The following is a 24,076-nucleotide window of genomic DNA, read 5'->3' on the forward strand; positions in this document are numbered from 1 at the left end:
TCCGATCATTGGTACTCCTCCTGATAGCGCGCTGCGACGTAGTCGCTCGCGAGGTTCATCGCGAGCGTAATCGCGAACAGTGTCAGTCCAAGGGCGAACATGCTCAGGTACGTCGAGGAGCCGCCGGTCGCGTCGCTCGTTACGGCGTTGACCATGCCGGCGGTCATCGGCTGTCCCGAACTGAGCAAGTTGTCGAGCGGGTTCGCGAAGTTGAACATCCGCGGTCGGAGCCCGGCGGCCATGACGACGATCATCGTTTCGCCGATCGCACGCGAGAGCGCGAGGATGAACGACGAAAAGATGCCGGAGACGGCCGCGGGGATGACGATCCCGGTCGACACCTCGTACTTCGTCGCGCCCATCCCGTAGCCCGCCTGTCGAAGCGAGTCGGGGACGGAACTCATCGCGTCTTCGGAGAGCGACGACACCATCGGAATGATCATGATCCCGACCATGATCGACGCGGACAGCAGGTTGAACGTGCTGACCGGGATGCCGACCCACTGGAGCGCGGGCGTCAGATAGACCAGCGCGAGGTAGCCGTAGACCACCGTCGGGATACCGGCGAGCACCTCGAGCGCCGGTTTCAGGACCGATCGCATCTGATCGCTCGCGTACTCGCTCAGATAGACGGCGGCCGCGACGCCGGTCGGAACCGAGACGAGTGCCGAGACGACGGTGATGATCAGCGTCGCGCTCACGAGCGGCCAGACGCCGTAGGTCCCGCTGTCGCCGCGGACGAACCACGTCGTGCCGGTGAAAAACTCCACCGGGGAGACCATGGTGAAGAACACGAGCGCGTCTCTCGCGAGCGTGACGATGATACTCCCCGTGACGAACACCGTCAGCGCGGCACAAGCGAACAGCAGCCACTTGTAGATTCGCTCTTTGACGACCTGACTCGACGATGATCGCGTCAGATCGACGTCTATCGATTGCTCACTCATTTCTCTGATGTGGGTGTCGTCGCATGGTGAATCGTTCGGTTCGCCGCGTCAGTTGACTGCGTTCTCGAGCTTCTCGAGGTTCGACTGGGCCTGCTCCTCGCTGACGGGGACGTAGCCGACGTCGCTGATGGTGTCCGTCGACGACTGCTCGAGGTAGAACTCGACGAAGTTGTAGACCGGATCGCGCTGGAGCGATTCCTTGCTGACGTAGATGTACAGGGGCCGCGCCATCGGGTATGCGCCCGACTGTGCGGCGTCGAGGCTCGGTTTGGTACACTCGCCGTTTTCGCCTTGACGGACTCCGACCGCTTTGATCCGATCCTGGTTCTCCCGATAGTATGCGTAGCCGAAGTAGCCGATCGAGTGCTGCGTCGTCTCGATTCCCTGAACGAGTTCGTTGTCGTTTTCGGTCGCTTCGTACTGCTGGATGTGGCTCCCAGCGTCGCCGATCACGTTGTTCCTGAACCAGTCGAAGGTTCCCGAAGTCGACGGCGGACCGAAACGCTTGATCTGTGCGTCGGGCCACTCGGAGTTGACATCGGACCAGGTCTCCGCACCGTTCTGTCTCCAGATCTGGGCGAGCTGGTCGTAGCTGAGACAGTCGATCGGTGAGTCATTGTTGACGGCCATCGTGACGGCGTCCTTTCCGATCTGGAACTCGATCGGCTCGACGCCGTTGTCCTGACAGTTCTGGAGCTCCTCGTCCTGAATCGGACGCGATGCGCCGTTAATGTCGGAATTTCCGGGGCAGAAGTTGTTGCTGAACCCGCCCCCGGTACCGGTCGGGTTGGTTGGGACGTTTACCTTAGGATGATCGTTCATGAACTCTTCGGCGAGCGTGTCGGAGACCGGGAACACCGTACTACTGCCGGTGACGACGACACGTTCACGATCCCCGCCGCTTCCGGCCCCGTTTCCGGTGTTCTCGGTACAGCCGGCCAGCGAGAGCGCGCCGACTGCGCCCGTCGCGGCGATAAACTTCCGTCGAGAAAACGAGCGAACCGAACGATCCATCTTGGTATCAGTCATCAGGTGAACGTCCGACTGTATATAGAAATACGATGCTATGTTAGCTATATAGTGCTACATACTGGGCCATAGCCGCGATCGGAGCCGGCCGACGAACAGAATAATCGAATTTGACCCCCTCTCTGGCACGAATAGGCAGTTGTGACGACGACGATCACTATCATAACCGATTACATAGCAGACTATAGCCAAATGGGACTATAGATCCACCCGAACTATAGTGGCTGCCCCGTGTGAACAAACCTCAATAACGTGCGACCCCACTCGTGCCATCAAAGCCGTCGATACGGGCCGATTCACAGTGGCTGGTCGTCTATTGATCCGCTGCGAGTTTCGACTGGTGGAGTTTTCGCCTCGAGCGATCGGTCCCGTCGACGTCTCGCCGACCGGTAGCCGAATCGGTTCGCTCAGGTCGACGGCACGACGAAGGGGACCCGCCGCAGAAAAAGACGACCGCTCGAGTACGATCGGCGCAGTTCGAAACCGACCGGACTACGCGCCCGTGATCTCCTCGAGCGCGCTCAGATTCTCGCTGGCCTGCGCCTCGCTCGAAGGGACGTAGTTGACCTCCTCGGCGATCCAGTCGGCGGTCGAGTTCTCGAGGTAGAACCGGACGAACTCGGAGACGACCTCGCGCTGCAGCGCTTCCTCGGATGGGTAGATAAAGAGCGGGCGTGCCATCGGATACGACCCTGTTTTGGCCGCCTCGAGAGTTGGCTCGGCGCAAGCGTCGCTCTCGCTGGCTTTGATCTCGAGCGCTTTGACGCGCTCCGCGTTCTCGGCGTAGTAGCCGTAACCGAAGTAGCCCATCGCGTACGGGCTGCCCTCGAGTCCCTGCACGATGGTCGTGTCGTCTTCCGTCCCGACGTAATCGCTGCGGTGGCCGGCGTCGCCGACGACGTTCGCGGTAAACCAGTCGTAGGTCCCGGAGGTCGTGTCGGGACCGTAGAGTTCGAACGGCTCGTCCGGCCAGTCGGAGTCGATGTCGGCCCAGGTCTCCGCGCCGCCCTCGCTCCAGACCCGCGCCAGTTGATCGAAGGACATGCAGTCGACCCAGTCGTTCTCGGTGCTGACGGCCATCGTGAGGGCGTCGCCTGCGATCTGCATCTCGACTGGCGTGACGCCGTTTCCGGTACAGTGATCCCGTTCGGCGGTTTTGATCGGCCGCGAAGCCGCGTTGATGTCCGCATCGCCGGGACAGAAGTGATTCTCGAATCCGCCGCCACTGCCGGTCGACTCGACCCTGACGGTAACGTTCGGGTGCTCGTCCATGAACCGATCGCGCATCGCCTGCGAGATCGGAAAGACGGTACTCGAGCCCGTGACGACGACCTCGCCCGAGAGTCCATCGCCGCCGGTTTCGCCGCCACCGTCGTCGCCGTCGGGGTCCGTTTCGTCGCCATCGTCGCTCTCGCTCGAGAGACATCCCGCAAGCGCGGCCGTTCCGCCTCCGCCGACAGCCACGAGGAGTTTGCGTCGCGATACGCTCTCGACGGACCGCCCGAACCGGTCGTTCTGCATCACGTGAAGGACTCGAAAGGCTATAAAAAAGGGATGCTATGAGACCTGTATAGTGCTCAATAGAGCCGTGTTCGAATACGCGATCGACTCGTTCGATGCGGTGGTCGATCGGCGGCCCGACGACTCTCGGTAGTCCACCGCGCGGCCGCGAGTGCCGACGCGCTTGAGCGTCGCTTACGTATCAGAAGAGCAGTTCGTCGCTGTTCTCGAGGGCGTACAGCGTCCGTGCCGCGACGTTGACGGCGTGGTCGCCGATGCGTTCGATGTCGCGAGCGATTACGAGCGTCCGCGACACGTCAGCGAGGAGATCGGACACTGACGGATCACCGACCGGATCGGACCCGATCGTCCGACCGCCGGTCGCGTCGATGCCCTCGATCCGAAGGTCGATACAGGTCCGGACGACGCGCTCGGCGACGCTGACACAGCGATCGTCGAGTTCGTCGTCTCGCTCGGCGACCGCGAAACAGGTCGCCGGCTCTTCCGTGACGAAGGCCTCGAGGGCCTCCTCGAGCAACTCGAGTGCGAGCGCGGCGGTCCGCTCGAAATCCACGTCGGGAAGCGGTGGCGACGATTCGGTCGCGTCTAAGGCGTACTCCGCCAGATTGGTCGCGAGATCGCCGACACGCTCGAGGTCGGTGGCGATCTTGAACGCGGCGACGACGATCCGCAGGTCGCCCGCGAGGGGCTGATAGAGCGCGAGCAGGTCGAAACACTCGCTTTCGAGCTCGAGCGAGCGGCGGTTGACGGTGTGATCGCCCTCGATAACATCGCGTGCGAGCGACCGATCGCCGGTAAACAGCGCGGTAAACCCGTCGGCGAGCTGCTCGTAGACGAGATCGCCCATCGTGACGACGGCCTCGCGGAGGCGCTCGAGGCGCTCCCGGTAGTCCTCGCGGGCCATCGCCTCACCCGAACTTACCAGTGATATAGTCCTCGACTCGCTGACTCCGCGGGTTCTCGAACACCTGATCGGTGTCGCCGTACTCGACGAGTTCGCCGCCGGTCAGGAAGACCGCCGTCTGATCGGAGATGCGGGCGGCCTGCTGCATGTTGTGGGTGACGATGACGACCGTGTACTCCTCGGCGAGGTCTTCGATGAGATCCTCGATCTTCGCGGTGGCGATCGGGTCGAGCGCCGACGCCGGCTCGTCCATCAGGATGACCTCGGGGTCGACGGCGAGACAGCGCGCGATGCAGAGTCGCTGTTGTTGGCCGCCGGAGAGGCCGAGCGCGTTGTCGCCGAGGCGGTCTTCGACCTCGTCCCAGAGGGCTGCGTTGCGAAGACACCGCTCGACCAGCTCGTCCTCCCTGTCCTTGTCGTCGCGTCCGAGCAACCGGGGAACCAGCCCACGCTCGAGGTCGCCGTGTTTTCGCGGGCCGTAGGCGACGTTTTCGCGGATCGACTTTGGGAACGGGTTCGGGTGCTGGAACACCATGCCGATGCGTTTCCGCAGTTCGACGAGGTTGGCCCCGTCGGCGTAGATGTTCTGCTCGTTGAAGGTAACATCCCCCTCGATACGAGCAGCTTTGATTCGATCGTTCATCCGGTTGAGACACCGGAGGAACGTGGATTTTCCACAGCCCGAGGGACCGATGAGCGCCGTGACGCTCTTCTCGGGAATGTCGATCGAGATATCTTTGAGCGCGTGGTCGTCGCCGTACCAGACGTTCAGATCCTCGACCGATAGGACCGGGTCACCTGGGAACGAATACTCGCGCCATTCCGCTTTCGTGCGCTCGTTGCTCTCACCGGTCGTCGTTTCGTCGCTCGACGGGGCTCCGTCGGAATCGGTTCGATCCGTTGCCGTGGTGGGAATGCTTGATTCTGTCATTGGTGTAGTTTCCTCCTGAAGTACCGTCGGCTCGCGATGCCCATCGCGAAGAACGAGAGGACGACGCCGAGCAAGACGAGCGCCGTCCCCCACCCGAAGGACTCCTCGGCACCGACGCCGGCGGTGATGATCGCGTACAGCTGATAGGGAAGTGCGCTCGCTCGCTCGAGCAGCGCGGGATTGGAGACGTGGACGAACGGCGGCTGGAGACCGACGCTAACCGTGAAACTGGAGAGAATTCCCGGAGAGGCGGTCGGGAAATTCGGCCCGTTGAGAACGAGCAACAGAGGTGCGGTTTCGCCCGCAATCCGGCCGACGCCCAGGATAATCCCGGTAATAACGCCAGGCATCGAGGCGGGGATGACGACACTCCGGATCGTGTCCCACTTCGAGACGCCCAGTGCGGCGCTCGCGTCCCGATACTCGTCGGGGACGGTCTTCATGGCCTCCCGACTCGTGATGAGCACGAGGGGGAGTAGCATGAACCCGAGTACTAGCTGCGCGGCGAAGATGGAGGGCGTGCCACCGAACCGTGGCACGAGGAACGCGAGGCCGAACAGACCGAAGACGATACTGGGGGTGCTCCAGAGACCGTTTGTGGCGATGTCGACCGCGCGGGTGAAGAGGCTATCCTCTGCGTACTCGGTCAGGAAGACGGCGGCACCGACTGCCAGCGGAACGGCGAAGACGACGGCCCCGAGGACGATCCAGATCGTCCCTAGCATCGCCGGCATCACGCCTTTCTGGATGCCGAGGCCCTGCGACGGGTTCATGACGAAGGGCCAGTCGACGGCTCCGCTGGCGGCGATGCCAACGGTGCCGCCGACCGAGTCGCCCGTGGCGATAGCGTGGAGACAGCAGACGACGAACGTCACCGCAGCGATGCTCGCGGTCCACGTCAGCGGCGGGATCCACGACGGGAGAGTGCGCCCGGTAAATCGTGCTCCCCAGGTCGCGACGAGAGTTATCATCGAAACGCCGCCGACGACGATCGCGACTATCGGAACGATCCCGATACCGCCGAGCGCGAGGGACGTTCCGACGAGGAACTCGATCAGTACGATCGCACCCATGAGCCCCAGCACGACGCGGAGAGCGCGGCTGAGAGAGTGACCGGTCTTCGTGTTGGGAGTCCACGAGCCACCCGACCGGCGAAGCACGTCCAGAAAGACGAGGCCGACCACGAGTCCCGGCAGCGCGCCGACGACGGCCGCTGGTTCGATCGTGACCGCGTATCCCGAGATGGTGTACTTCGTTGCGATAGCGGACGCCAGAACGACGCCGATGAGTCCAACGACGCTCGCCGCGGCGAGAGAGACGAACGAGACGAGGGTATCGGTGCCGTCCGCGGTCGCGGGGTTGACGTGTCCGTACCGGACCAGGGAGACGAGTACCGCCGCCAGGAGGAACAGTACCGTCGCGGCACTGACCGTGAGGTTCTCGAGTACGACCAGTATCCCCCGCTCGAAAACGAACACGAGGAGGAACAGGAGCACCGAGAGCGTGAGCAGAACGACCAGCGAGATCAACAGGAACGCCCCGTTTTGTCTGCCGCGTGTTCCGAATCCCGCGTAGGCAGTCGCGCTCGACTGACCAGTGAGGAGACTCCCGATTAACACCAATAAGGGGATCGCGAGCTGGCCGGGAATGGTGGCATCAAACGCCGCTGGTTGCCACGTCCACGTCGGAGATATCACACCGGTCAGGACGAGGACGCCGACGAAACTGACGAAGGTTGCAGCGGGTACCGTCGCGCCGAGGTCCTCGCGTGCGGTGATCGTGAGATAGGCGACGAGCAGCCCCACGAACGCGGCGACGAACCATCCGAGTGCGCCGAGTCCCAGCGTGTTGCCGGCGACGAAGGCAGCGGTGATCGTCCAGAGGACCGTCTGACTGCCGACCGTGCTGAGAGCCGGCGAGCGGTCGGGAGTCGTTCGAACGCCGCTCCACCGCGAAAACGCGCCGAGCGCTCCGGTCGCCGACCCCAGAAAGAGCAGCGCACCGCCGAAGTAAATCGCCGTTGGCACGCCGCTTACCGTTCCATCGATTGCGATCCACTCGAACAGTACACCGATGCTGAGCGTGAAGGCCACGAACGAGCCGATGACGACACCGATCGCCATCCGTTCGTAGGTCGTTCCGCCGGTCTCGACGAGACGGACCTCGTGCGCTCCGCTCATTGACCGCCCTCCAGTTTACGATGCATTCGCTGTTCGATGAGTTCGGAGGCGATACCGAGTCCCGTCACGATGATCATCAAGAGGACACCTGCTGCGAACAGCGCGCTCCAGAACAGCTGTCCGGGTGTCACGTGCCCGTAGCTAGAGGCGATAAACGTCGTCAACGTTTCCGTGCTATCGAAGACGTTGTACAGTTCGGGCTGGGGCAATCGGCGACTGTGTGAGATCATGACCGTCGCAGCCATGGTCTCGCCGATCGCCCGGCCAATCCCCAGCAGAACGGCCGCAGAAACGCCCGAAAAGGCGGTCGGGATCGAGACGCTCTTCATCGTCTGCCATTCCGTCGCACCCATCGCTATCGAGCCGTCTTTCATCGACTCCGGGACTGCCGACAGCGCGTCTTCGGCGACGGAGATGACCGTCGGAAGCGCCATGAAACCGATCACGAGACCGATGGCGAACAGCGCACCGGGATTGATCGAGAGCAAATTGCCGACGTACGGGTTGATAACCGTGAATCCGATGAATCCGTAGACGATCGACGGAATACCAGCCAACAGCTCGATAGCCGGCTTGACGATCTCTCGCAGCCACTCCGGTGCGATATCGCTGATAAACAGCGCGCCTGCGACCCCGAACGGGGCCGCGACCAGAATCGCGATGACCGTCGTGAGAAGGGTTCCCCAGAGCATCGGGATGAGCGAGAATTGCCCCTGCGCGGTGCTCCACTCGTTCGAGCCAAACGGCGATATGAGGTCGAGCCCGGCGTGGCGAAACGCCGGAAGTGCCTCGAGCACCAGAAACGCCGCGATGAGCCCGAGCGTGGAGAGCGTTGCAGCCGTCATCAGGAAGGTCACGACCTTCGCCGTCAGCGCCTGTCGGGCGACCCAGCCGACGCCCGTGGCCAACAGGAAGCCGTACAAGAACGTGACCGTCCACGCCGACTGAACGACAAATCCGACGAACGCCGCGATGATCAACAGTATCTGTACCGTCGCAAGGAGCAGACTTGGCCGGTCCAGTTCCGCCGCCGTCCGGTACAGCGACAGCGCCCGGCGCCGCGTCTGCGACGCTGCTTGCGTTATTGTCGTGCGTATATCCACAGTCTCAAGCATGATAATTTAAGATCCCCAACCTGAGCGGAGTCGGACCGACCGAGAACCGGTCGGACGCGCTGGAACGCCTGTTAGGCCTGGTCCGCGAGCTTCCCTCGCTCCTCTTCGCGGCGCTCGGGCGGGAGCTTGAAGTAGTTGTTCGGCTCGACGAAGTTCGTCTGCCCGAACTCCGAGAGGATCATGTTGATGAAAGCGCTCTCGCGTTTGTCGGTCCCGTCGTAGGTGTAGCAGTGAAGATCACGGCTGAGCGGGTACCCCTTCGCACCGAGGTTCTTGCCGTACTCGTAGAGGGTGCCGTCCAGCTCGAGGCCGATCGGCGGCGTGGCGCCGTCGGGCTCGACGAACGCGAGCGCGATGTAGGCGATCGCGTTGTCGTTTTGCTCGACGAGGGTCGCGACCTGCTGGTTTTGTCCCTTCCGGGTGTCAGGTTCGATCGGCGCGTCGGGGTCGCCGTAGAGGTTCGCCCGGAACGCCGTGTCGGTACCGGAGTCTTCCGCGCGGCCGATCGCGTAGATCTCCTTGTCCGGTCCGCCGATTTCGCTCCAGTTCGTGATCTCCTGTTTGTAGATTGCACGGAGTTCGTCGCCAGTGACCTGAGTGACGCCAGCATCCTTGATCTCTCGGCTTACGACGACCGGCTGGCCGTCGACTGCGACCACGTGGTCGACGATGTTGTCTAGCTCTTCGTGGTCCGATCCGAGGATGGATTCGGCCGTCGAACTCGCGTCACCGATGTCGACGCGCTCGTTGATGACCCCCTCGACACCCGTCCCGGAGTGGCTCAACGCTACCTGCGTCGGGAACGGCGGAACGCTGCGTTCTTCCGTCGGTTCGAAGCCGTAGAGGCCCGCCCAGTAGTCCGCGAGGTTCTGGTCCGTATCGATATCGTACTGACCTGGTCCCCAGTACTCCTGATCGTCCGCCGGCGGATTCCCGTTCCACAGCGAGTCGGCGTCGTTGGTAATTGGGTAGACGGTCGACGAGCCGTCGGCCGTCAGCGCCTTGGTGCCACCGTCCCCTCCTCCGTCGCTCCCGAGGCAACCGGCTGCTGCCATGGTACCGGTGACACCGGCCGCAGCGATGAACTTCCGTCGCGATACTGCGTCGCGTCCGAACTGGTTGTCTGCCATCACGAGGTTGATTCGAGACGGTATAAAAAAGGGATGCTATGAACCATATATACCGATCAGTGGACACATATTCCTATATAGTTATATGTTGGCGATTGCGGTAGCGGCCGAACAGGTGCCGTCCAGTGGTGAACCGCGACAGGTTCGGCCGGTTCATCGTCGGGTAACCGAGCGGTGCCGTCTCGAATTCGGGCGCTATCGGTACAGCTACTGTCGGTCGGCAGCGAGCAATCACGCGATCGACCGCGGCCGATACCCATCATCGGTGACTCGCGGGTGCGGGACGAACGCTATAGGATAATCTGCCGATCTCGGTATTCGTCTCTCCACACCGGGTGCCCCCGCTCGCAAGGGGGAACCCCGAGTGACTACCCATAACTATATACTGCTATTTTCTACTCCCCCATCAACCGTACTCGTATACACTCCTCTGATCGACGCCCGGCCAGAAACGGGGCCACAACGCTTCTCTACCGACTACCCGACACCTCTCTATAGATCCACGTATATTTATGTTCGATCGGTCGAAAGCCCGTCTCATGGAGACGCGAAAGGTCCAGGTAACCGGCGGCTCGACGTACACGGTCTCCCTTCCGAAGACGTGGGCGACCAAAAACGACGTCAGCGCCGGGACGACCGTCGAGTTCTACCCGGAGGACGATTCGCTCTTACTGACGCCCCGCAGCGAGACGGACCGACAGGAAGGCTCGCTGGATATCTCGAGTCTCGAGGGCGAGCGGCTGACCCGGGCCGTGATGACGATGTACGTCAGCGGCTTCGACATCATCCGCCTCGAGGCCGGCCGCATCACGACCGACCAGCGCCGGGCGATCCGCGACGCGACGCAAGGACTCGTCGGCGTCGAAGTGTTAGAGGAGACGACCGACAGCGTGGTCATTCAGGACTTACTCGACTCCTCGGAGCTCTCGATCGTCAACGCCGTCACGCGCATGCGCCTGATCGCCCAATCGATGCTCGAGGACGCCGTGCGGGCGCTGATCGAGAACGACGACGACATCGCACAAGACGTGATCGAGCGCGACGACGACGTCGACCGCCTCTGGCTCGTCGTCTCGCGGATCTTCCGCGCGACGCTGCGTTCCCCGCGTGCGGCCGAGGAACTCGGCGTTCCCCGCGAGGACTGCTTCGACTTCCACTCCAGCGCCCGCCAACTCGAGCGGGTCGCCGATCACGCGGCCAAGATCAGCAATCTCGCGCTCAAACTCGACGAGATCCCCCAGGAGGTCGCCGACGGGCTCGAGGAGTTGCAGGCGGACGCCTCTACGGTCCTCGAGAAGTCCATGGACGCGCTGTTCGCCGAGGAAACCGGGGAGGCAAACCAACTTGGTCACGAGGCTCGAGAAGCCGTCCTCGAGATCGACGAGCACACGCGCCAGATCGACGACACCCTCCGTGACCTCGATCCCGTTCAGGCGCAGTCGCTGGGGCTGATCGTCGACTCGCTGTCCCGCAGCGCCGACTACGGCGGGAACATCGCCGAGACGGCGCTGCAAAAGGCCGCACCGCGTCCATAATCTGCTGGTGGCTCGCAGATAACCGACGCTCGGCCGCGTTCACGTCGCCCTCCTCCGGGAACGCTTTTTAAGCCCCACTGCGAAAGGAAAACGATGGAACTCGACGATCATGCCGAGGATCTCGCCTCCGACCTCGGTGTTGACAAAGAGGAGGTCAAAGACGACCTGCAGAACCTCGTGGAGTACAGCGTCCCGATCGACGAAGCCAAACAGAGCCTCCGACGGAAGTACGGCGACGGGCAAAGCGGCGGTGGCGGCACGCCGTCGGCGAAAGACATCGCCGAGATCACGCCCGAGGACGGCAACGTCACGGTCACGGGCGTCGTCCTGACGGCCGGCGAGCGGTCGATCCGCTATCAGGGCTCCGATCACGTCATCGTCGAAGGCCGACTGGCCGACGAGACCGGCGTCATCGACTACACCGCCTGGGAGGACTTCGGCCTCTCGCCGGGCGATACGATCACCGCGGGCAACGCTGGCGTTCGCGAATGGGACGGCGAACCCGAGCTCAACCTCGGCGAGAGCACCTCGCTTTCGTTCGTGGACGACCCGCTCGAGGTCCCCTACGAGACCGGCGGCGACGCCCAACTGGCCGACCTGCGGACCGGCGACCGCGCGGTCACGATCGAAGTCTCGGTCCTCGAGTGCGAGCGCAAGACGATCGACGGTCGCGACGGCGAGACAGACATCTTGAGCGGCGTCTTCGGCGACGAGAGCGGGCGGCTCCCCTTTACGAACTGGGACCCCGCGCCGGCGATCGAAGACGGCGGTACGGTTCGCATCGAAAACGCCTACGTCCAGGAGTTCCGGGGCGTCCCCGAGGTCAACGTCTCCGAGTTCTCGACGGTCTCCGCGCTCGAGCGCGAGATCGATGTCGGCAGCGACACGACGACCATGAACGTCGGCGAGGCCGTCCGCACGGGCGGCATCTACGACGTCGAAGTCGTCGGGAACCTACTCGCGGTCCGCGACGGATCGGGACTGATCCAGCGCTGTCCGGAGTGTTACCGCGTCATCCAGAAGGGACAGTGCCGGACCCACGGCGATGTCGACGGGATCGATGACCTACGCGTCAAAGCGATCCTCGACGACGGCACCGGCACGGTCACCGTCGTCCTCGACGACGAGCTGACCGAGCGGGTCTACGGCGGCACCTTGGACGATGCCCTCGAGCAAGCCCGCGAGGCGATGGACCAGGAGGTCGTCGCCGATACGATCCGCGAGCGTATCGTCGGCCGCGAGTACCGTGTGCGCGGTCACCTTTCGGTCGACGAGTACGGCGCGAACCTCGACGCCGAGACCTTCGAGGAGAGCGCGGACGATCCGGCCGCCCGCGCGACGGCCCTGCTCAAGGAGGTGGACGCATGAGCGCGAACGGCGACGGCGACGACGAGATTCCGGGTAGAGAGATCGCGTACCGACTGTTCGCGGCCGAGTACGACGATGCCTCGCTGTCCTACGCCGAAAGCGACGAGGAGCGGGCGCCGAACTACGTGATCTCGCCGACCGGCGCGCGACTCAACCGCGTGTTCGCCGTCGGGACGCTGACCGAAGTCACGTCGGTCAACGACGAGATGGTCCGTGCCCGCGTCGTCGACCCGACCGGCGCGTTCGTCGTCTACGCCGGCCAGTACCAGCCCGACGAACTGGCCTTCTTAGAGCAGACCGAGCCGCCGGCGTTCGTCGCGGTGACGGGCAAGGCCCGGACCTTCCAGCCCGAGGACTCCGATCGGGTCTACACGTCGATCCGACCGGAGAGCATCGCGACGGTCGACGCGGACACCCGCGACCGCTGGGTCGTCAGCGCGGCCGAGCAGACCATAGAGCGCGTCGGCACTTACGCCGCGGCCGTCCGGATAGACGCGAGCGGCGAGGCGCTGACCGACGCCCTGCTCGAGGCCGGCGTCGAATCCGGCCTCGCGGCCGGAATCCCGCTCGCGCAGGACCACTACGGGACGACGCCGTCGTATCTGGCGGCGCTGCGCGACTGTGCGCTCGAGGCCTGCGAGGTCGTCGCTGGCGACCGCGATCAGGTGAGTGGACTCGACCTCGCGCCCGACGCGACGAGCCCCGAGTTCGACGCGACGTTCGAGTCACTCGCCGATTTCGGTGTCGACGCCGACGCGCTCGAGACCGGCGGCGAGACCGAATCCGTACCGGAATCGGAGCCGACATCGGAGCCGGAGCCCGCGGCGGTCGCGACCGGCGGCGAGACGGCGACCGCATCAGACGGAGCGTCGGGCTCGGCGGCCGGCACGGCAACCGCGACGAGCGACGAGGGCGAAACCGTCACGGTCGACGCCGCCGAACCCGAGGCGGCATCGGCGGGCGTCGAAGCCGACGGGGCGGCGAGCGAGGCCACCGAGTCGACCGACGACGACATCGAAACGACGGCTGACGACGCGGCGTCGGACGACGACGCCGCGACGGACGACGACCTCGGCGATTTCGACGCCGGCTCCGACGACGGCGGGATGTACGAGATGGACGACGAGGAGCGCGAAGAGCTCGAGGAGCAGTTCGGCGCGGAGTTTACGACCGGTTCCGAAGTCGACGACCCCGGCGAGGCCGATATCGACGTGCCAGAGCCCGACGAGCCGGCGGCCGACGACGAGGACGAACCGGCAGCGAGCGAGCCCGAACCGGCGGCCGACGACGCCGGCGAAACCGAATCCGCCGAACCGGACGACGAACTCGGTGCGCCGCCCGAGTCGGGACTCGAGGCCGCGGAGACCAACGAATCTGACGAAGCCGAGGCCGACGCGGAACCGGACGCCGCGGCTGAGGACGAATCGACGGACAGCCTCGAAGCGGACGCCGACGATGAATCGACGGACGATACCGAGGCGGGAGCCGAGGACACGGAGCCGGCCGAAGACGTCGATCTCGAATCCTCCGTCGTCGAGACGATGGAAGACCTCGACGATGGCGAGGGGGCCGATCGGGACGAACTGATCGAGACCGTCGCCGCGGACACCGGCGCGTCGGCCGAGGAGGTCGAAGACGCGATTCAGGACGCGCTGATGGGCGGCCAGTGTTACGAGCCCGACGACGAGACGCTGAAAGCGATCTGACTCCGCGATGGGCGACGACTCCGGCCGATCGTCTCCGTCGGGCCCGCGGTCGCCGTCGGCGCGTCCGCTGGTCGAACCGCTCCCCGGCGAACCCGCCGCGACCGCGACGATCGACGACGAGCGCGCGCTGTTCGTCGCCGACTACCACGCCGGCTACGAGGCCGGCCTGCGCTACGAGCGTGGCGTCGACGTTCCCAGCCGGGCGGCGGCTCGCCGCGAGCACTTGCTGTCGTTGCTCGAGCGGGTCCGTCCCGATCGGTTGGTCGTGCTGGGCGATCTGATGCACTCGATCGGCGACCCCGGCGGAGCCGAACGCGGCGAGCTCGAGGTGCTGTTCGAATCGTTCTCCGCCGAGCTTTCGGTTACGGTCGTCAAGGGCAACCACGACGGCCGGATCGAGACCTGGCTGGCCGACGGCACCGATATCGACGCCTCGGTCACCGTCGAACCCGGCGCGGGCGTCGCGCTCGGCGATGTCGGCGTCTGTCACGGCCACACGTGGCCCGCACCGGCCGTCCTCGAGCGCGAGGTCGTCTGTCTGGGCCACGAACACCCCTGCGTGCGACTCGAGGACGAGGTCGGCGGCAGCCGTGTCGAACGCGCGTGGCTGCGCGGTCGGCTCGATCCCGACCCGTTTCGCGACCGACCCGAATACGAGGACGTATCGTGGCTCGAGGAGGCGACCGAGTCGCCGCCGCGCGTGGTCGTCGTCCCGGCGTTCAACGACCTCGTCGGCGGGACGTGGATCAACGTGACCGGGCAGTCGTTTCTCTCGCCGTTCCTGCCGGCGGGACTGGCCGCGGGCGAGGCGTATCTGCTCGACGGGACCCGACTCGGCCCCTACGAGTCGGTGTGATCGGATCGACCGATCGGGTTTGCCGGGTCTATCGGCCGGGCCCTCAAGCCGACTCCCTCGTCGCCCTCGTCAAGGACGGTATCGGATGTCGGTGAAAACGAACGTATTTCCGCGACAAAAGTCACTAGTGAATCATGTCATTCCGACAGCCGTCGGCGGCGACGTTCTCGGTCGTCATCGGAGGGTACGTCGGCCTCCTCGCGCTGGGCGTGACCGGCCTCGTACTGGGGACTGACTACGTCACTTGGTGGCCCGTGGCGGTCGGCGGCTCCGTCGGCGTCCTCGTGGCCGTCTGTAGCTATACGCAGGCTGGGCTCGCGACAAGGCTGGTCCGAGCGCGGCTGTATTTGCTCCCCATGGCGGTCCCGATACTCATCTTGTTTCTCGCGCCGGCGTTCGCGTTGCTCGGCAGTCACGGGTACGAAGGCTGGGTGATGAACTGGCTCGCCGAATTGTTCGTCGCCAGTCTCGCGGGCGGGCTCGTCTTCTTCGTCACGGTAAACCGCCACGTGGCCTTCCTTCACGAACGGGAATCGGTCTTGGTCGAGTGGACCGCACCGCCGGACGCGCGATATCGGCGACTTCTCCGAGCGAGCAAGTTCGTTCTGGGCTGTAGCTGTCTCGTGGTCGGGTTCGGCCTCGTCGTCGCCGTCGAGACGGAGATTAACCTGCTTCCCGCGTTCGGTGGCGCGGTACTCGGACAGGCACTCACCGTCGGCCGACCTCGAACCTACACGCTGTTCGAAAGCGGCCTGTGCGTTCACCAATCGAAGACGATCGGTCACCAGTTCGTGCCTCGCTCCCAGTTGCGGGCCGTCGATCTCGGCGAGGAACGACTCGAGATCGACCGCGGGCTCCCGTGGCCGCTCCCAATCCGGTGTGCCACGGGGGCGATGGCACGTCCGGATCGGGTCGCGGACGCGATCGTGCGATCGCTCGAGTCCGATCACGAGGCGGCGTAAGCGACCGCCGCCTCGGTCGAAGCTACCGCTGTACCGTTTCCGACCTGATCTCGTCGCCCTCGCGCCACTGATAGTAGTAGTACTCCGTGCCGGCGATCTCCGTCACCGAGACGCTGGCCCGGTCCGGGACGCCGTCGGGATACGCGTCCGGCTCGTCGTCCGCCGGCGTCGATTCCCCCTCGTCTGTCGCTGCCCGTTCCTCCTCCCATGCTGCGAGCGCCTCGAGATACCGCCCTACCGCGCGGAGTGTCTCCGGATCGCTGTCCTCGAGTTCTCGGAGGGCCTCCCGGCCGGCCCGGTCCAGCGCCGCCGGTGGCGTCGGTCGGTCGTCAGCGGTCATGTCCATCGATGGCCCGTCGGGAACCTAAAGTAGCTCGCTCCGGACCGTCTCGATTTCCTTGATTTGTGCCGTGTTGACGGTGACTCTATTGAGACCTAGTATTCATTAATCCCCAACCACGTGTAGATTTATATACCAGAGTGAGGTCGATACTGATGACAATGACCTCACAAAAGCCGCACCCGACGACACGGATCGATCCGGTTCCCGACGACCTCGAATCGGCACGAGCAAAACTGGTGTATATCTACCTCGATGCAGCCGACGGTGCGACGGCCGAGGAGTTGGGCGAGATTCTGGCGATGAAGAAGATCAACATCCTGAGCGTTCTGAACTCGCTCTCGAGTGCGGGCTACGTTGAGCGACTCGACGCGGAGTACGTCGTCGCGAACTGATCGTCGAACGGGGGTGTCGGGAACGACGAAGTCGCTGCTATTTTCGGAGACGGGCGCGAAAAACGGGCGGCGTCGAACGAGCGGTACTGTCGGATACTGCAGGGGATCGCAGCGACTCAGAAGGTCTCGAGGTAGCGGTCGAGCTCCCACTGGGAGACGTCGACGAGGTAGTCCTCGAACTCCTGTTCTTTGGCTTCGACGAACTTCGGACCGACGTGGTCGCCCAGCGCGTCGTAGATGACCTCGTCTTCCTCGAGCGCTTCGACGGCCTCGCCGAGGTTGGTCGGGAGCGTGTCGATGCCGTACTCTTCGCGTTTCTCCTCGTCGAACTCGTAGATGTTCTCGCGAACCGGATCGGGGCACTCGAGGTCTCGCTCGATCCCGTCGAGGCCCGCGTGGATAAGCGCGGCGAGTGCGAGATACGGGTTACAGGACGGGTCGGGGAAGCGTGCCTCGACGCGCGAGGCCGCCGGGACGCGGGCTGCGGGTTTGCGGATCAGTGCCGAGCGGTTGCGGTCGGACCACGCGACGTAGACCGGCGCCTCGTAGCCGGGCACCAGTCGCTTGTAGCTGTTGACCGTCGGGTTCGAGATCGCCGTGATCGCCGGCGCGTGCTCGAGGATACCGGCGATAAAGGAGTGTGCGGTCTCCGAGAGGTCGAACTCGTCGTCGTCGTCGTGGAAGGCGTTCTCGCCGTCCTCGAACAGCGAGAGGTGGGTGTGCATTCCCGAACCGTTGATTCGCGGGATCGGCTTGGGCATGAACGTCGCGTGCTGGTCGTGTTGGGCGGCGATCGCGCGGACGACGGTCCGGAACGTCGCGACGTTGTCGGCCGTCGAGAGCGCGTCATCGTACTCGAAGTTGATCTCGTGCTGGCCGCGAGCGACCTCGTGGTGGCTCGCCTCGATCTCGAAGCCCATGTCCTCGAGGCCGTAGATGATGTCGCGGCGCACGTCGCTGGCGAGGTCTTTCGGCGCGAGGTCGAAGTAGCCGCCGTGGTCGCCCGTTTCCGTCGTCGCGCGGCCATCCTCGTCCTCCTCGAAGAGGAAGAACTCCGGCTCGGGCGCGGCGTTGACCGTATAGCCGAGGTCGTCGGCGCGCTCGAGGGCGTTTTTGAGGACGCGACGCGGGTCGCCCTCGAACGGTTCGCCCGTCGAGGTGTCGATGACGTCACAGATCATCCGAGCCGACGCGCCGTCCTCGCGGTTCTGCCACGGGAGGACGGCGAACGTTTCGGGGTCGGGTTTGAGACGCATGTCCGACTCCTGAATGCGAACGAAGCCTTCGATCGAGGAGCCGTCGAAGTAGATGCCCTCGGTAAAGGCCTTCTCAGCCTGGCGGGCCGGCACGGAGACGTTCTTGACCGTCCCCAGAATGTCCGTAAACTGCAGCCGCAGGAAATCGATGTTCTGTTCTTCGATTTCGTCCAGTACGTCTTCTTCCACACCGGTCAGATTTCCGTTCGTCATCTTCTACTCGCGTAGGCCAACGGATTCTAGTATTAAAGCTCTACTGTTGTGGGCGAGTTTCCGCAAATAGTCTCAAAAATGATCGTACGTAATTTGTAATATTCTATATTCGGACTATTGATGACGTTCTCTGAAAAAGTACCCTCTGAATTGGATACGCGTTTATCGGTTATCGAAATGCTTCACATCAGATCGTCCGCTCGAGCGGATCGTTCCGCTTCGATGGGACGCCTTCCGGGCGAGGCGATTAGCTGATATCGTGGCGACGCTGCCGCTCGGTCGTCGACCGAACGCCGACCAGTGCGGCCAGACTCGAGAGGCCGATGTCGACGCTCGCCCGCCAGATCGTCACCGACGTGCACACAGCTCGTTGCCACGCCGTGATCGGCTTCGGAGTCAGGCGGCCGGGTGCCGACGACGGAGCACACGGCCGCTCCGCGAGCGTGGTTCCGCAGACGGGGCAGACGTAGGCGACGTGGCGATCCTGCGAGCGCAGTTCCCAGTCGCCCTCGATGGGGGCAGCGTAGTCGCACTCCCAGCAGAACAGCGTCGCTTTTCGACGCGTCGGCGCACCGTCGGTGCGGTCGGATGCGGGCCGGGTCATCGCGCTGGGGTACGCGCGCCTGCTATAAAATCACCCATAGTCATCGATTCACACAACGCAGCCGTCCGGTGAATCGTCGCTTCGACACCGTTCGTCGATCCGAGCGATGGACGAGATCGGACGACTGCGGCCGGATATCGGTCTGTCGGTTGCTATCCCCGAACCGCCACGTCCGCCACAGGTTTCCCCGACCGGGCCGTACGCCGTGACATGACCGCGACCGACAGACCGACTCGGCTGGCGACCGGCGACGACCTCGACGCCTTCGTCGACTCCCACGACGTGGCGCTCGTGGAGTTTTACACCAGCGGCTGTGCGATGTGTCAGGCGATGGAGCCGGTGCTCGGAAACGTCGCTCGCGCCACTGCCGTCGCGATCGGGATGGTCAACCCTGGCGACGACATCGGACTCGTCGATCGGTTCGACGTCCGATCGGTGCCGACGCTGGTTCTGTTCGAAGACGGGGACGAGACCGCGCGGCTGGCCGAGGGGTTCCAGGGCGGCGACGCGGTCACCGACTTCCTGGCCGATCACGTCCCGACCGCCGTGGAGGCGGAGTGACGCCAGCGGCCGCGTGTCTCGAGTCGCGACGACCGACGCTCGTCCGTGAACGCTTATGGCCGCTCGCCGGCATGCAACGGCTATGACCGCGGGGGAGGGAACCGACCTGCTAGCGCTGCGCTGTGACGCCGTCGCCGATCTGACGAGCGCGGCGCTGGCCGATCTCCTCGAGTACGTCGATCCCGACCTGCTCTACGTCGTCCGGGAGGACACCGACGTTCGAGTCGCGAGCCGGCTCCGCCGCGCGTTCGACGGGCCGGTCGTCGCCGCGGCCGGTCCCGCCGACGTGCGACGCGAGACAGTCGCGGGCGTCTCGTTCGCGTTCGCAAGTTCAGTATCGCTGCTCGACCCCAACGAGGTGGACGGCCCAGAACGGTCGGACGCCGATTTCGTCGTCTGCGACGACATCGCGCCGACGACCGATCCCGTCGCGCTCGAGGCAACCCTCGCCGGCCGCGACGCTCTCGCGCGCTATCGGTCGCGGGCGAGCGAGTCGACGACCTTTCTCACCGGCGCGCTCGAGGCGAGTTACGACCACGTCTGGACGGCGACGGTCGACGGCGAGACCGTCCGGCTACCGGTGCGTGGCGTCGCCCCGCTGCGCCGGTCCGGCGCGGCCGAACTCGCCTGCCTCACCTGCGACCGGAACGGCGCCGCAGCGGTTTCGTCGGTGCCGGCCGACCGGTTCGGGCTGCGGGCGCTGGCCGGTGTCGGCCCGACGACCGCCGAGCGGCTCCGGGCGAACGGGTACGACACGCGCGCGGCCGTCGCCGACGCGACCGAGACGGAGTTGCGATCGATCGAGGGCATCGGCGACGCGACGGCTCGAGAGGTCGTCACCAGCGCCCGCGCGCTCGCGGAGTCACGCGTCGTCCGCCGGAGCGACGAGCCGGTGCCGCCGGTGGCCGAGGGGGCGACGCCGCTGTTCGTCGATATCGAGACCGACGGGCTGCAGCCGACGATCATCTGGCTGATCGGTGTCTACGACCCCGAGCGCGACGCGTACGTCGACTTCGCCGACACCGACCCGGGCCGGGACGACCCCGGCGCGGCGACTCGCGAGTTCGTCTCGTGGCTGGCCGCCGAGTACGACTCCCCGTCGCTCGTCGCGTGGAACGGCCACGCGTTCGACTACGAACACCTCGAGCGTTTCATTACTCGCTATGCGCCCGAGTACCGCGACTACTGGTCCGAGAACGTCTACAGGTACGACCTCTACGACTGGGCCGTCCGCCGGAACAACGCCGTCCTGCCAGGGCGGACGAACCGACTCGAGGACGTGGCCGCGGCGCTTGGCTGCGAGCGATCCGGGCCGGCGGCGGCCCTCGACGGGAAGACGGTGGCCGAGCGGGTTCGACGGCTGCTCGAGGCATCGAGCGACGACGCCGACGGCACAGACGCCGATGGCGAGCCGGCGAGCGCACCGACGATCGACTGGACGGCCGCCCGGAGGTACTGCGAGGCCGACGTGCGCGAACTGGCCGCGGTCGCCGACGCGATCGCGGCGGCCGAGCCGGCGACCGACGGGGATCGAGCGACCGACGGCGAAACGACCCAGACCGGACTCGCGGACTTTTGACCATGCCACCAGACGATACCGACACCACGATCGAGGACGGACTCGAGACCGACTCGGGCGGCCTCGCGCTGACCGCCGAAGAGTTGCGCGAGACGTACCCGTCGAAGCGCTACCACGGACAGCTTCACGAGACGTTTACGCTGCCGGCCGAGTCGGCCAGCCACGTGCCAGCCGAGGAGGTGTTGCCGTCCGATCTCGCGGCGCGCCTGCGGGTCGACCCCTGGAGTCACCAGGCGGCGGCGCTCGAGGCGCTCGCTGACGGCGAGAACGTCTGCGTGGCGACCTCGACGTCCTCCGGGAAGACGTACGTCTACGGGTTACACGTCGCGCGACGGTTCCGGAAGAATCCGGACGTCCGCGCGCTGCTCGTCTACCCGACGAAGGCGCTCAGCCGCGATCAGGAGCGCGAGTTGAACGATCTCTTCGACGCGCTCGGGCTGGACGTCACGGTCGGGGTCTACGACGGCGACACGAAACGTGAGGAAAAGCGGCGCATCCGCGAGGAGGCCAACGTCGTCATCACGAACGTCGCCGGGCTGAACCAGTACCTCGAGGGCCACCACCGCTGGGCCGCGTTCCACGCGAACTGCGAGCTGATCGTCGTCGACGAGGCCCACGCGTGGACCGGCATCAGCGGGATGCACGCCGCTTGGGTCCTCCGGCGGACTCGCCGGGTGATCGACTGGTACGGCGGCGACCCCCAATACGTGCTGACGACCGCGACGATCGGCAACCCGGCCGAGCATGCGAAGGCACTGACCGGCGAGCCGGCAGCGGTGATCGACGAGGACGGCTCGCCGAGCGGCCGCCGTCACCTCGCGTTCTGGGACCCGCCGATGGACGAGGACAGCGGTTGCGCCGCCGAGGGAAGCGAGAGCGCCGGGTGGTCGCCGAGCAAACGCCCGGCCACCGTCGAAGCGCCCGAGGTCTGGGCGCACTGCTGTTATCACGGCGTCCCCTCGTTGCTGTTCTGTGATTCCAGAAAAGGAACCGAACTGGCCGCCGGTCGCGCGCGCGAGTACCTCGAGAACCCGACGCTTCCCTACCACGGATCGACCGACCTCGCCGCGTACAACGCGGGCCACGGCAAGCGCTCTCGGCAGGGGACCGAGAACCGACTCAAGAGCGGCGACCTCGACGGCGTCGCGACGACCAGCGCGCTCGAGGTCGGCATCGACGTCGGCGGGATCGACGGCACCGTCCTGCTGGGCTATCCCGGCTCGAGACAGTCGTTCTGGCAACGGATCGGCCGCGCGGGCCGGGGCGAGCGCGAGTCGCTCTCGGTGTTCGTCCCCGCACACGCGACGCTCGACCAGTACATCTTGCGCCACCCGGCCTACCTCCTCGAGGAGGACCCCGAGAGCGCGGTCGTCGACCTCGAGAACAACCCCGTCTATCTGCAGCATCTTCGCTGTGCCGCTCAGGAGCTGCCGCTCCGGGGGGAGGACGCGGCTCGGTTCGGCGGGCGCGACCGCCTCGAGCGCGCCGTCGAGTACGGCCGGCGGACGGGCGATCTCGAGGGATCGCTCGCGGGCGGGGTGACCTACGCCCACCGGGACCGACCCCAGGACGGGATCAGTCTCTACGCGTCGGGCGGGAACGCCTTCGAGGTCCGGCTGGCCGGCGAGGGGTCGATCGATCACCAGCCGATCGGTCGCGCACGCGCGTATCGGGACTACCACGAGGGCGCGACGGTGCTCTATCGCGGCGACCAGTACGAGGTCGTCGCGCTGTGCGAGGACCGGCCCCGGCCGTTCGTCGAACTCGAGCCGGTCGACGTCGACTACTACACGCAATCCCAACGGCAGACGACGATTTACGACACTGAGGTCCGCGAGTCCCGCGACGTGGGACCGTTCCGGCTCAACTGGGGGTACGGCACCGTCACCGTCCGCTACGATACGTTTTCGAAACGAGAGATCGGCTCCGGCGACGTCCGCGAGGTCGGCCTCGAGACGGGCGTCCCGCCCCTGGAGATGCGCACGCAACTGTGCTGGGCCGAGGTGCCGGCCGCGGTCGAGCGGGCCGTGACGACCGCCCACAGCGACTACCGCAACGCCGACTGCGAGGACCTCCCGCCGCGGCTCCACGGCTACCTCGGCGGGATCCACGCCATCGAGCACGCGATGATCGGCGTCGCGCCCCTCGAGCTGACCGTCGACGCGGCCGACCTCGGCGGGCTCGCGACGAACCGGCTGCCCGACGGCTCCGACGCCAGCGGCTGGTTCATCTACGACGGCATCGAGGGGGGCCTTGGCTTCTCGCGGCGCATCTACGAGGAGTACGAGGCGGTCGCTCGCCGGGCGCGGGAGCTGATGACCGACTGCGACTGTGGGCGCGACGAGGGCTGTCCGGCCTGTCTGATGGACCCGCGCTGTGGCAACGATAACCGACCGCTGTACGCGCCCGCCGCGACCGACGTGATCGACGCGCTGCTGGGCGAGATGGATCGAATGGAAGCCACGGTCGAGTCGACTGCCAGCGAGGGCGGCGAGACCGATGGCGACGAGCGACGGCCGCCGGCGTCGGTCTCGTAGGCTACTCGTCGGGCTCGAGGTCGCTGGGATCGAGTTCGTCCGCAAGGTACCGCTCGCCGGCGTCGGTCAGTTCGTAGACGCCGGGCATGAGTTTCTCGAGCAATCCGTATTTCGTCAGCTCGCGGCAACGAAACGACGCGTAGTTCCCCCGCGCGAGTCCGTCTTCTTCTATCTGCGACGGTTCGAAGATCTCCTCGTCGGAGGCGAACAACTCGAGGATCGGTTTGTCGACGGGGTGCATCCACTCGGCGTCCGTCTCCTCGTCCGCGAGTTCACCCTCCGCGTCGGGGTCGCCCTCGCGTTCCGACTCTGGCTCCGATTCCGGTTCGGGGTCGGCGTCGGTCGTGGAGTCGTCCATTGAGGGACACGTTGCGCTCCGGCAAGGAACGTCTGTCGCTCTCGAGGCG

Annotated in this window: 21 protein-coding genes; 9 read left to right on the forward strand and 12 right to left on the reverse strand. The window is 65.3% G+C overall.

Annotation, left to right across the window (positions count from 1 at the left end; translation table 11 throughout):
• Positions 1-5: 5 nt before the first annotated feature.
• The 8 genes from pstC (NKH51_RS09040) to NKH51_RS09075 all read right to left on the reverse strand — a co-directional run bounded on the left by pstC (NKH51_RS09040) (position 6) and on the right by NKH51_RS09075 (position 9,757).
• Positions 6-947 carry a phosphate ABC transporter permease subunit PstC gene (pstC, locus tag NKH51_RS09040; RefSeq protein ID WP_254765051.1) on the reverse strand — a complete coding sequence of 314 codons (942 nt, stop codon included), beginning with the start codon at positions 945-947 and terminating at the stop codon, positions 6-8.
• A gap of 48 nt (positions 948-995) precedes the next feature.
• Positions 996-1,976 (reverse strand): PstS family phosphate ABC transporter substrate-binding protein, encoded by a 981-nt coding sequence (locus NKH51_RS09045; RefSeq protein WP_254765052.1) that lies wholly within the window; start codon positions 1,974-1,976, stop codon positions 996-998.
• A 492-nt stretch (positions 1,977-2,468) separates the two neighbouring features.
• A complete protein-coding gene (locus NKH51_RS09050; RefSeq protein ID WP_254765053.1) occupies positions 2,469-3,497 on the reverse strand; it encodes a PstS family phosphate ABC transporter substrate-binding protein in 1,029 nt (342 codons plus the stop codon).
• Between the two features lie 181 nt (positions 3,498-3,678).
• Complete coding sequence (phoU, locus tag NKH51_RS09055) at positions 3,679-4,401, reverse strand: phosphate signaling complex protein PhoU (protein ID WP_254765054.1); 723 nt, start codon at positions 4,399-4,401, stop codon at positions 3,679-3,681.
• Between the two features lie 4 nt (positions 4,402-4,405).
• On the reverse strand, positions 4,406-5,332 hold the full coding sequence (gene pstB, locus NKH51_RS09060) for a phosphate ABC transporter ATP-binding protein PstB (RefSeq protein WP_254765055.1): 927 nt from the start codon (positions 5,330-5,332) through the stop codon (positions 4,406-4,408).
• Positions 5,329-7,512 carry a phosphate ABC transporter permease PstA gene (gene pstA / locus NKH51_RS09065; RefSeq protein ID WP_254765056.1) on the reverse strand — a complete coding sequence of 728 codons (2,184 nt, stop codon included), beginning with the start codon at positions 7,510-7,512 and terminating at the stop codon, positions 5,329-5,331. The genes pstB and pstA overlap by 4 nt, the downstream gene beginning before the upstream one ends.
• Complete coding sequence (gene pstC, locus NKH51_RS09070; RefSeq protein ID WP_254765057.1) at positions 7,509-8,627, reverse strand: phosphate ABC transporter permease subunit PstC; 1,119 nt, start codon at positions 8,625-8,627, stop codon at positions 7,509-7,511. The genes pstA and pstC (NKH51_RS09070) overlap by 4 nt, the downstream gene beginning before the upstream one ends.
• Before the next feature lie 71 nt (positions 8,628-8,698).
• On the reverse strand, positions 8,699-9,757 hold the full coding sequence (locus NKH51_RS09075) for a PstS family phosphate ABC transporter substrate-binding protein (RefSeq protein WP_254765058.1): 1,059 nt from the start codon (positions 9,755-9,757) through the stop codon (positions 8,699-8,701).
• Between the two features lie 539 nt (positions 9,758-10,296).
• Between NKH51_RS09075 and NKH51_RS09080 the strand changes: the two genes are divergently transcribed.
• The 5 genes from NKH51_RS09080 to NKH51_RS09100 all read left to right on the forward strand — a co-directional run bounded on the left by NKH51_RS09080 (position 10,297) and on the right by NKH51_RS09100 (position 16,184).
• Positions 10,297-11,292, forward strand: coding sequence for a phosphate signaling complex PhoU family protein (locus NKH51_RS09080; protein WP_254765059.1), 996 nt, complete (start codon positions 10,297-10,299; stop codon positions 11,290-11,292).
• A 93-nt stretch (positions 11,293-11,385) separates the two neighbouring features.
• Positions 11,386-12,660, forward strand: coding sequence for a Single-stranded DNA binding protein (locus NKH51_RS09085; RefSeq protein WP_254765060.1), 1,275 nt, complete (start codon positions 11,386-11,388; stop codon positions 12,658-12,660).
• Complete coding sequence (locus tag NKH51_RS09090) at positions 12,657-14,366, forward strand: hypothetical protein (protein WP_254765061.1); 1,710 nt, start codon at positions 12,657-12,659, stop codon at positions 14,364-14,366. The genes NKH51_RS09085 and NKH51_RS09090 overlap by 4 nt, the downstream gene beginning before the upstream one ends.
• Positions 14,367-14,373: 7 nt before the next feature.
• Positions 14,374-15,222: a metallophosphoesterase gene (locus NKH51_RS09095; protein WP_254765062.1), complete on the forward strand. Its 849-nt coding sequence runs from the start codon at positions 14,374-14,376 to the stop codon at positions 15,220-15,222.
• A 134-nt stretch (positions 15,223-15,356) separates the two neighbouring features.
• Entirely contained in the window at positions 15,357-16,184 is an 828-nt protein-coding gene (locus NKH51_RS09100) for a hypothetical protein (RefSeq protein WP_254765063.1), read from the forward strand.
• A 22-nt stretch (positions 16,185-16,206) separates the two neighbouring features.
• Here NKH51_RS09100 and NKH51_RS09105 read toward each other — a convergent pair whose 3' ends face one another.
• Positions 16,207-16,524, reverse strand: coding sequence for a hypothetical protein (locus tag NKH51_RS09105; protein WP_254765064.1), 318 nt, complete (start codon positions 16,522-16,524; stop codon positions 16,207-16,209).
• A 161-nt stretch (positions 16,525-16,685) separates the two neighbouring features.
• Here NKH51_RS09105 and NKH51_RS09110 point away from each other — a divergent pair, with 161 nt between their 5' ends.
• Positions 16,686-16,919, forward strand: coding sequence for a helix-turn-helix domain-containing protein (locus NKH51_RS09110; RefSeq protein WP_254765065.1), 234 nt, complete (start codon positions 16,686-16,688; stop codon positions 16,917-16,919).
• Between the two features lie 116 nt (positions 16,920-17,035).
• On the opposite strand, the gene glnA is transcribed toward NKH51_RS09110, so the two are convergent.
• Positions 17,036-18,388, reverse strand: coding sequence for a type I glutamate--ammonia ligase (gene glnA / locus NKH51_RS09115; RefSeq protein ID WP_254765066.1), 1,353 nt, complete (start codon positions 18,386-18,388; stop codon positions 17,036-17,038).
• Positions 18,389-18,635: 247 nt separating this feature from the next.
• The gene (locus NKH51_RS09120) at positions 18,636-18,992 is read right to left on the reverse strand and encodes a DUF8106 domain-containing protein (protein WP_254765067.1); all 357 of its coding nucleotides are present in this window, start codon (positions 18,990-18,992) and stop codon (positions 18,636-18,638) included.
• A gap of 210 nt (positions 18,993-19,202) precedes the next feature.
• On the opposite strand from NKH51_RS09120, the gene NKH51_RS09125 reads away from it, so the two are divergent.
• The 3 genes from NKH51_RS09125 (at position 19,203) to NKH51_RS09135 (ending at position 23,669) form a co-directional block, all read left to right on the forward strand.
• Entirely contained in the window at positions 19,203-19,553 is a 351-nt protein-coding gene (locus NKH51_RS09125; RefSeq protein WP_254765068.1) for a thioredoxin family protein, read from the forward strand.
• 82 nt (positions 19,554-19,635) lie between these two features.
• Complete coding sequence (locus tag NKH51_RS09130) at positions 19,636-21,132, forward strand: ribonuclease H-like domain-containing protein (protein ID WP_254765069.1); 1,497 nt, start codon at positions 19,636-19,638, stop codon at positions 21,130-21,132.
• A gap of 2 nt (positions 21,133-21,134) precedes the next feature.
• The gene (locus NKH51_RS09135) at positions 21,135-23,669 is read left to right on the forward strand and encodes a DEAD/DEAH box helicase (RefSeq protein WP_254765070.1); all 2,535 of its coding nucleotides are present in this window, start codon (positions 21,135-21,137) and stop codon (positions 23,667-23,669) included.
• Position 23,670: 1 nt separating this feature from the next.
• Here the strand turns inward: NKH51_RS09135 and NKH51_RS09140 are convergent, their stop codons facing one another.
• Positions 23,671-24,027, reverse strand: coding sequence for a hypothetical protein (locus NKH51_RS09140; protein ID WP_254765071.1), 357 nt, complete (start codon positions 24,025-24,027; stop codon positions 23,671-23,673).
• Between the last annotated feature and the right edge of the window lie 49 nt (positions 24,028-24,076).

The sequence above is a fragment of the Natrinema marinum genome, from assembly GCF_024296685.1.
Classification (GTDB): domain Archaea; phylum Halobacteriota; class Halobacteria; order Halobacteriales; family Natrialbaceae; genus Natrinema; species Natrinema marinum.

Excerpts from the sequence above, each read along its gene's own strand:
- pstC (WP_254765051.1), bottom strand. The coding sequence starts at position 947 with ATGAGTGAGCAATCGATAGACGTCGATCTGACGCGATCATCGTCGAGT.
- NKH51_RS09045 (WP_254765052.1), bottom strand. The coding sequence starts at position 1,976 with ATGACTGATACCAAGATGGATCGTTCGGTTCGCTCGTTTTCTCGACGG.
- NKH51_RS09050 (WP_254765053.1), bottom strand. The coding sequence starts at position 3,497 with ATGCAGAACGACCGGTTCGGGCGGTCCGTCGAGAGCGTATCGCGACGC.
- phoU (WP_254765054.1), bottom strand. The coding sequence starts at position 4,401 with ATGGCCCGCGAGGACTACCGGGAGCGCCTCGAGCGCCTCCGCGAGGCC.
- pstB (WP_254765055.1), bottom strand. The coding sequence starts at position 5,332 with ATGACAGAATCAAGCATTCCCACCACGGCAACGGATCGAACCGATTCC.
- pstA (WP_254765056.1), bottom strand. The coding sequence starts at position 7,512 with ATGAGCGGAGCGCACGAGGTCCGTCTCGTCGAGACCGGCGGAACGACC.
- pstC (WP_254765057.1), bottom strand. The coding sequence starts at position 8,627 with ATGCTTGAGACTGTGGATATACGCACGACAATAACGCAAGCAGCGTCG.
- NKH51_RS09075 (WP_254765058.1), bottom strand. The coding sequence starts at position 9,757 with ATGGCAGACAACCAGTTCGGACGCGACGCAGTATCGCGACGGAAGTTC.
- NKH51_RS09080 (WP_254765059.1), top strand. The coding sequence starts at position 10,297 with ATGGAGACGCGAAAGGTCCAGGTAACCGGCGGCTCGACGTACACGGTC.
- NKH51_RS09085 (WP_254765060.1), top strand. The coding sequence starts at position 11,386 with ATGGAACTCGACGATCATGCCGAGGATCTCGCCTCCGACCTCGGTGTT.
- NKH51_RS09090 (WP_254765061.1), top strand. The coding sequence starts at position 12,657 with ATGAGCGCGAACGGCGACGGCGACGACGAGATTCCGGGTAGAGAGATC.
- NKH51_RS09095 (WP_254765062.1), top strand. The coding sequence starts at position 14,374 with ATGGGCGACGACTCCGGCCGATCGTCTCCGTCGGGCCCGCGGTCGCCG.
- NKH51_RS09100 (WP_254765063.1), top strand. The coding sequence starts at position 15,357 with ATGTCATTCCGACAGCCGTCGGCGGCGACGTTCTCGGTCGTCATCGGA.
- NKH51_RS09105 (WP_254765064.1), bottom strand. The coding sequence starts at position 16,524 with ATGACCGCTGACGACCGACCGACGCCACCGGCGGCGCTGGACCGGGCC.
- NKH51_RS09110 (WP_254765065.1), top strand. The coding sequence starts at position 16,686 with ATGACCTCACAAAAGCCGCACCCGACGACACGGATCGATCCGGTTCCC.
- glnA (WP_254765066.1), bottom strand. The coding sequence starts at position 18,388 with ATGACGAACGGAAATCTGACCGGTGTGGAAGAAGACGTACTGGACGAA.
- NKH51_RS09120 (WP_254765067.1), bottom strand. The coding sequence starts at position 18,992 with ATGACCCGGCCCGCATCCGACCGCACCGACGGTGCGCCGACGCGTCGA.
- NKH51_RS09125 (WP_254765068.1), top strand. The coding sequence starts at position 19,203 with ATGACCGCGACCGACAGACCGACTCGGCTGGCGACCGGCGACGACCTC.
- NKH51_RS09130 (WP_254765069.1), top strand. The coding sequence starts at position 19,636 with ATGACCGCGGGGGAGGGAACCGACCTGCTAGCGCTGCGCTGTGACGCC.
- NKH51_RS09135 (WP_254765070.1), top strand. The coding sequence starts at position 21,135 with ATGCCACCAGACGATACCGACACCACGATCGAGGACGGACTCGAGACC.
- NKH51_RS09140 (WP_254765071.1), bottom strand. The coding sequence starts at position 24,027 with ATGGACGACTCCACGACCGACGCCGACCCCGAACCGGAATCGGAGCCA.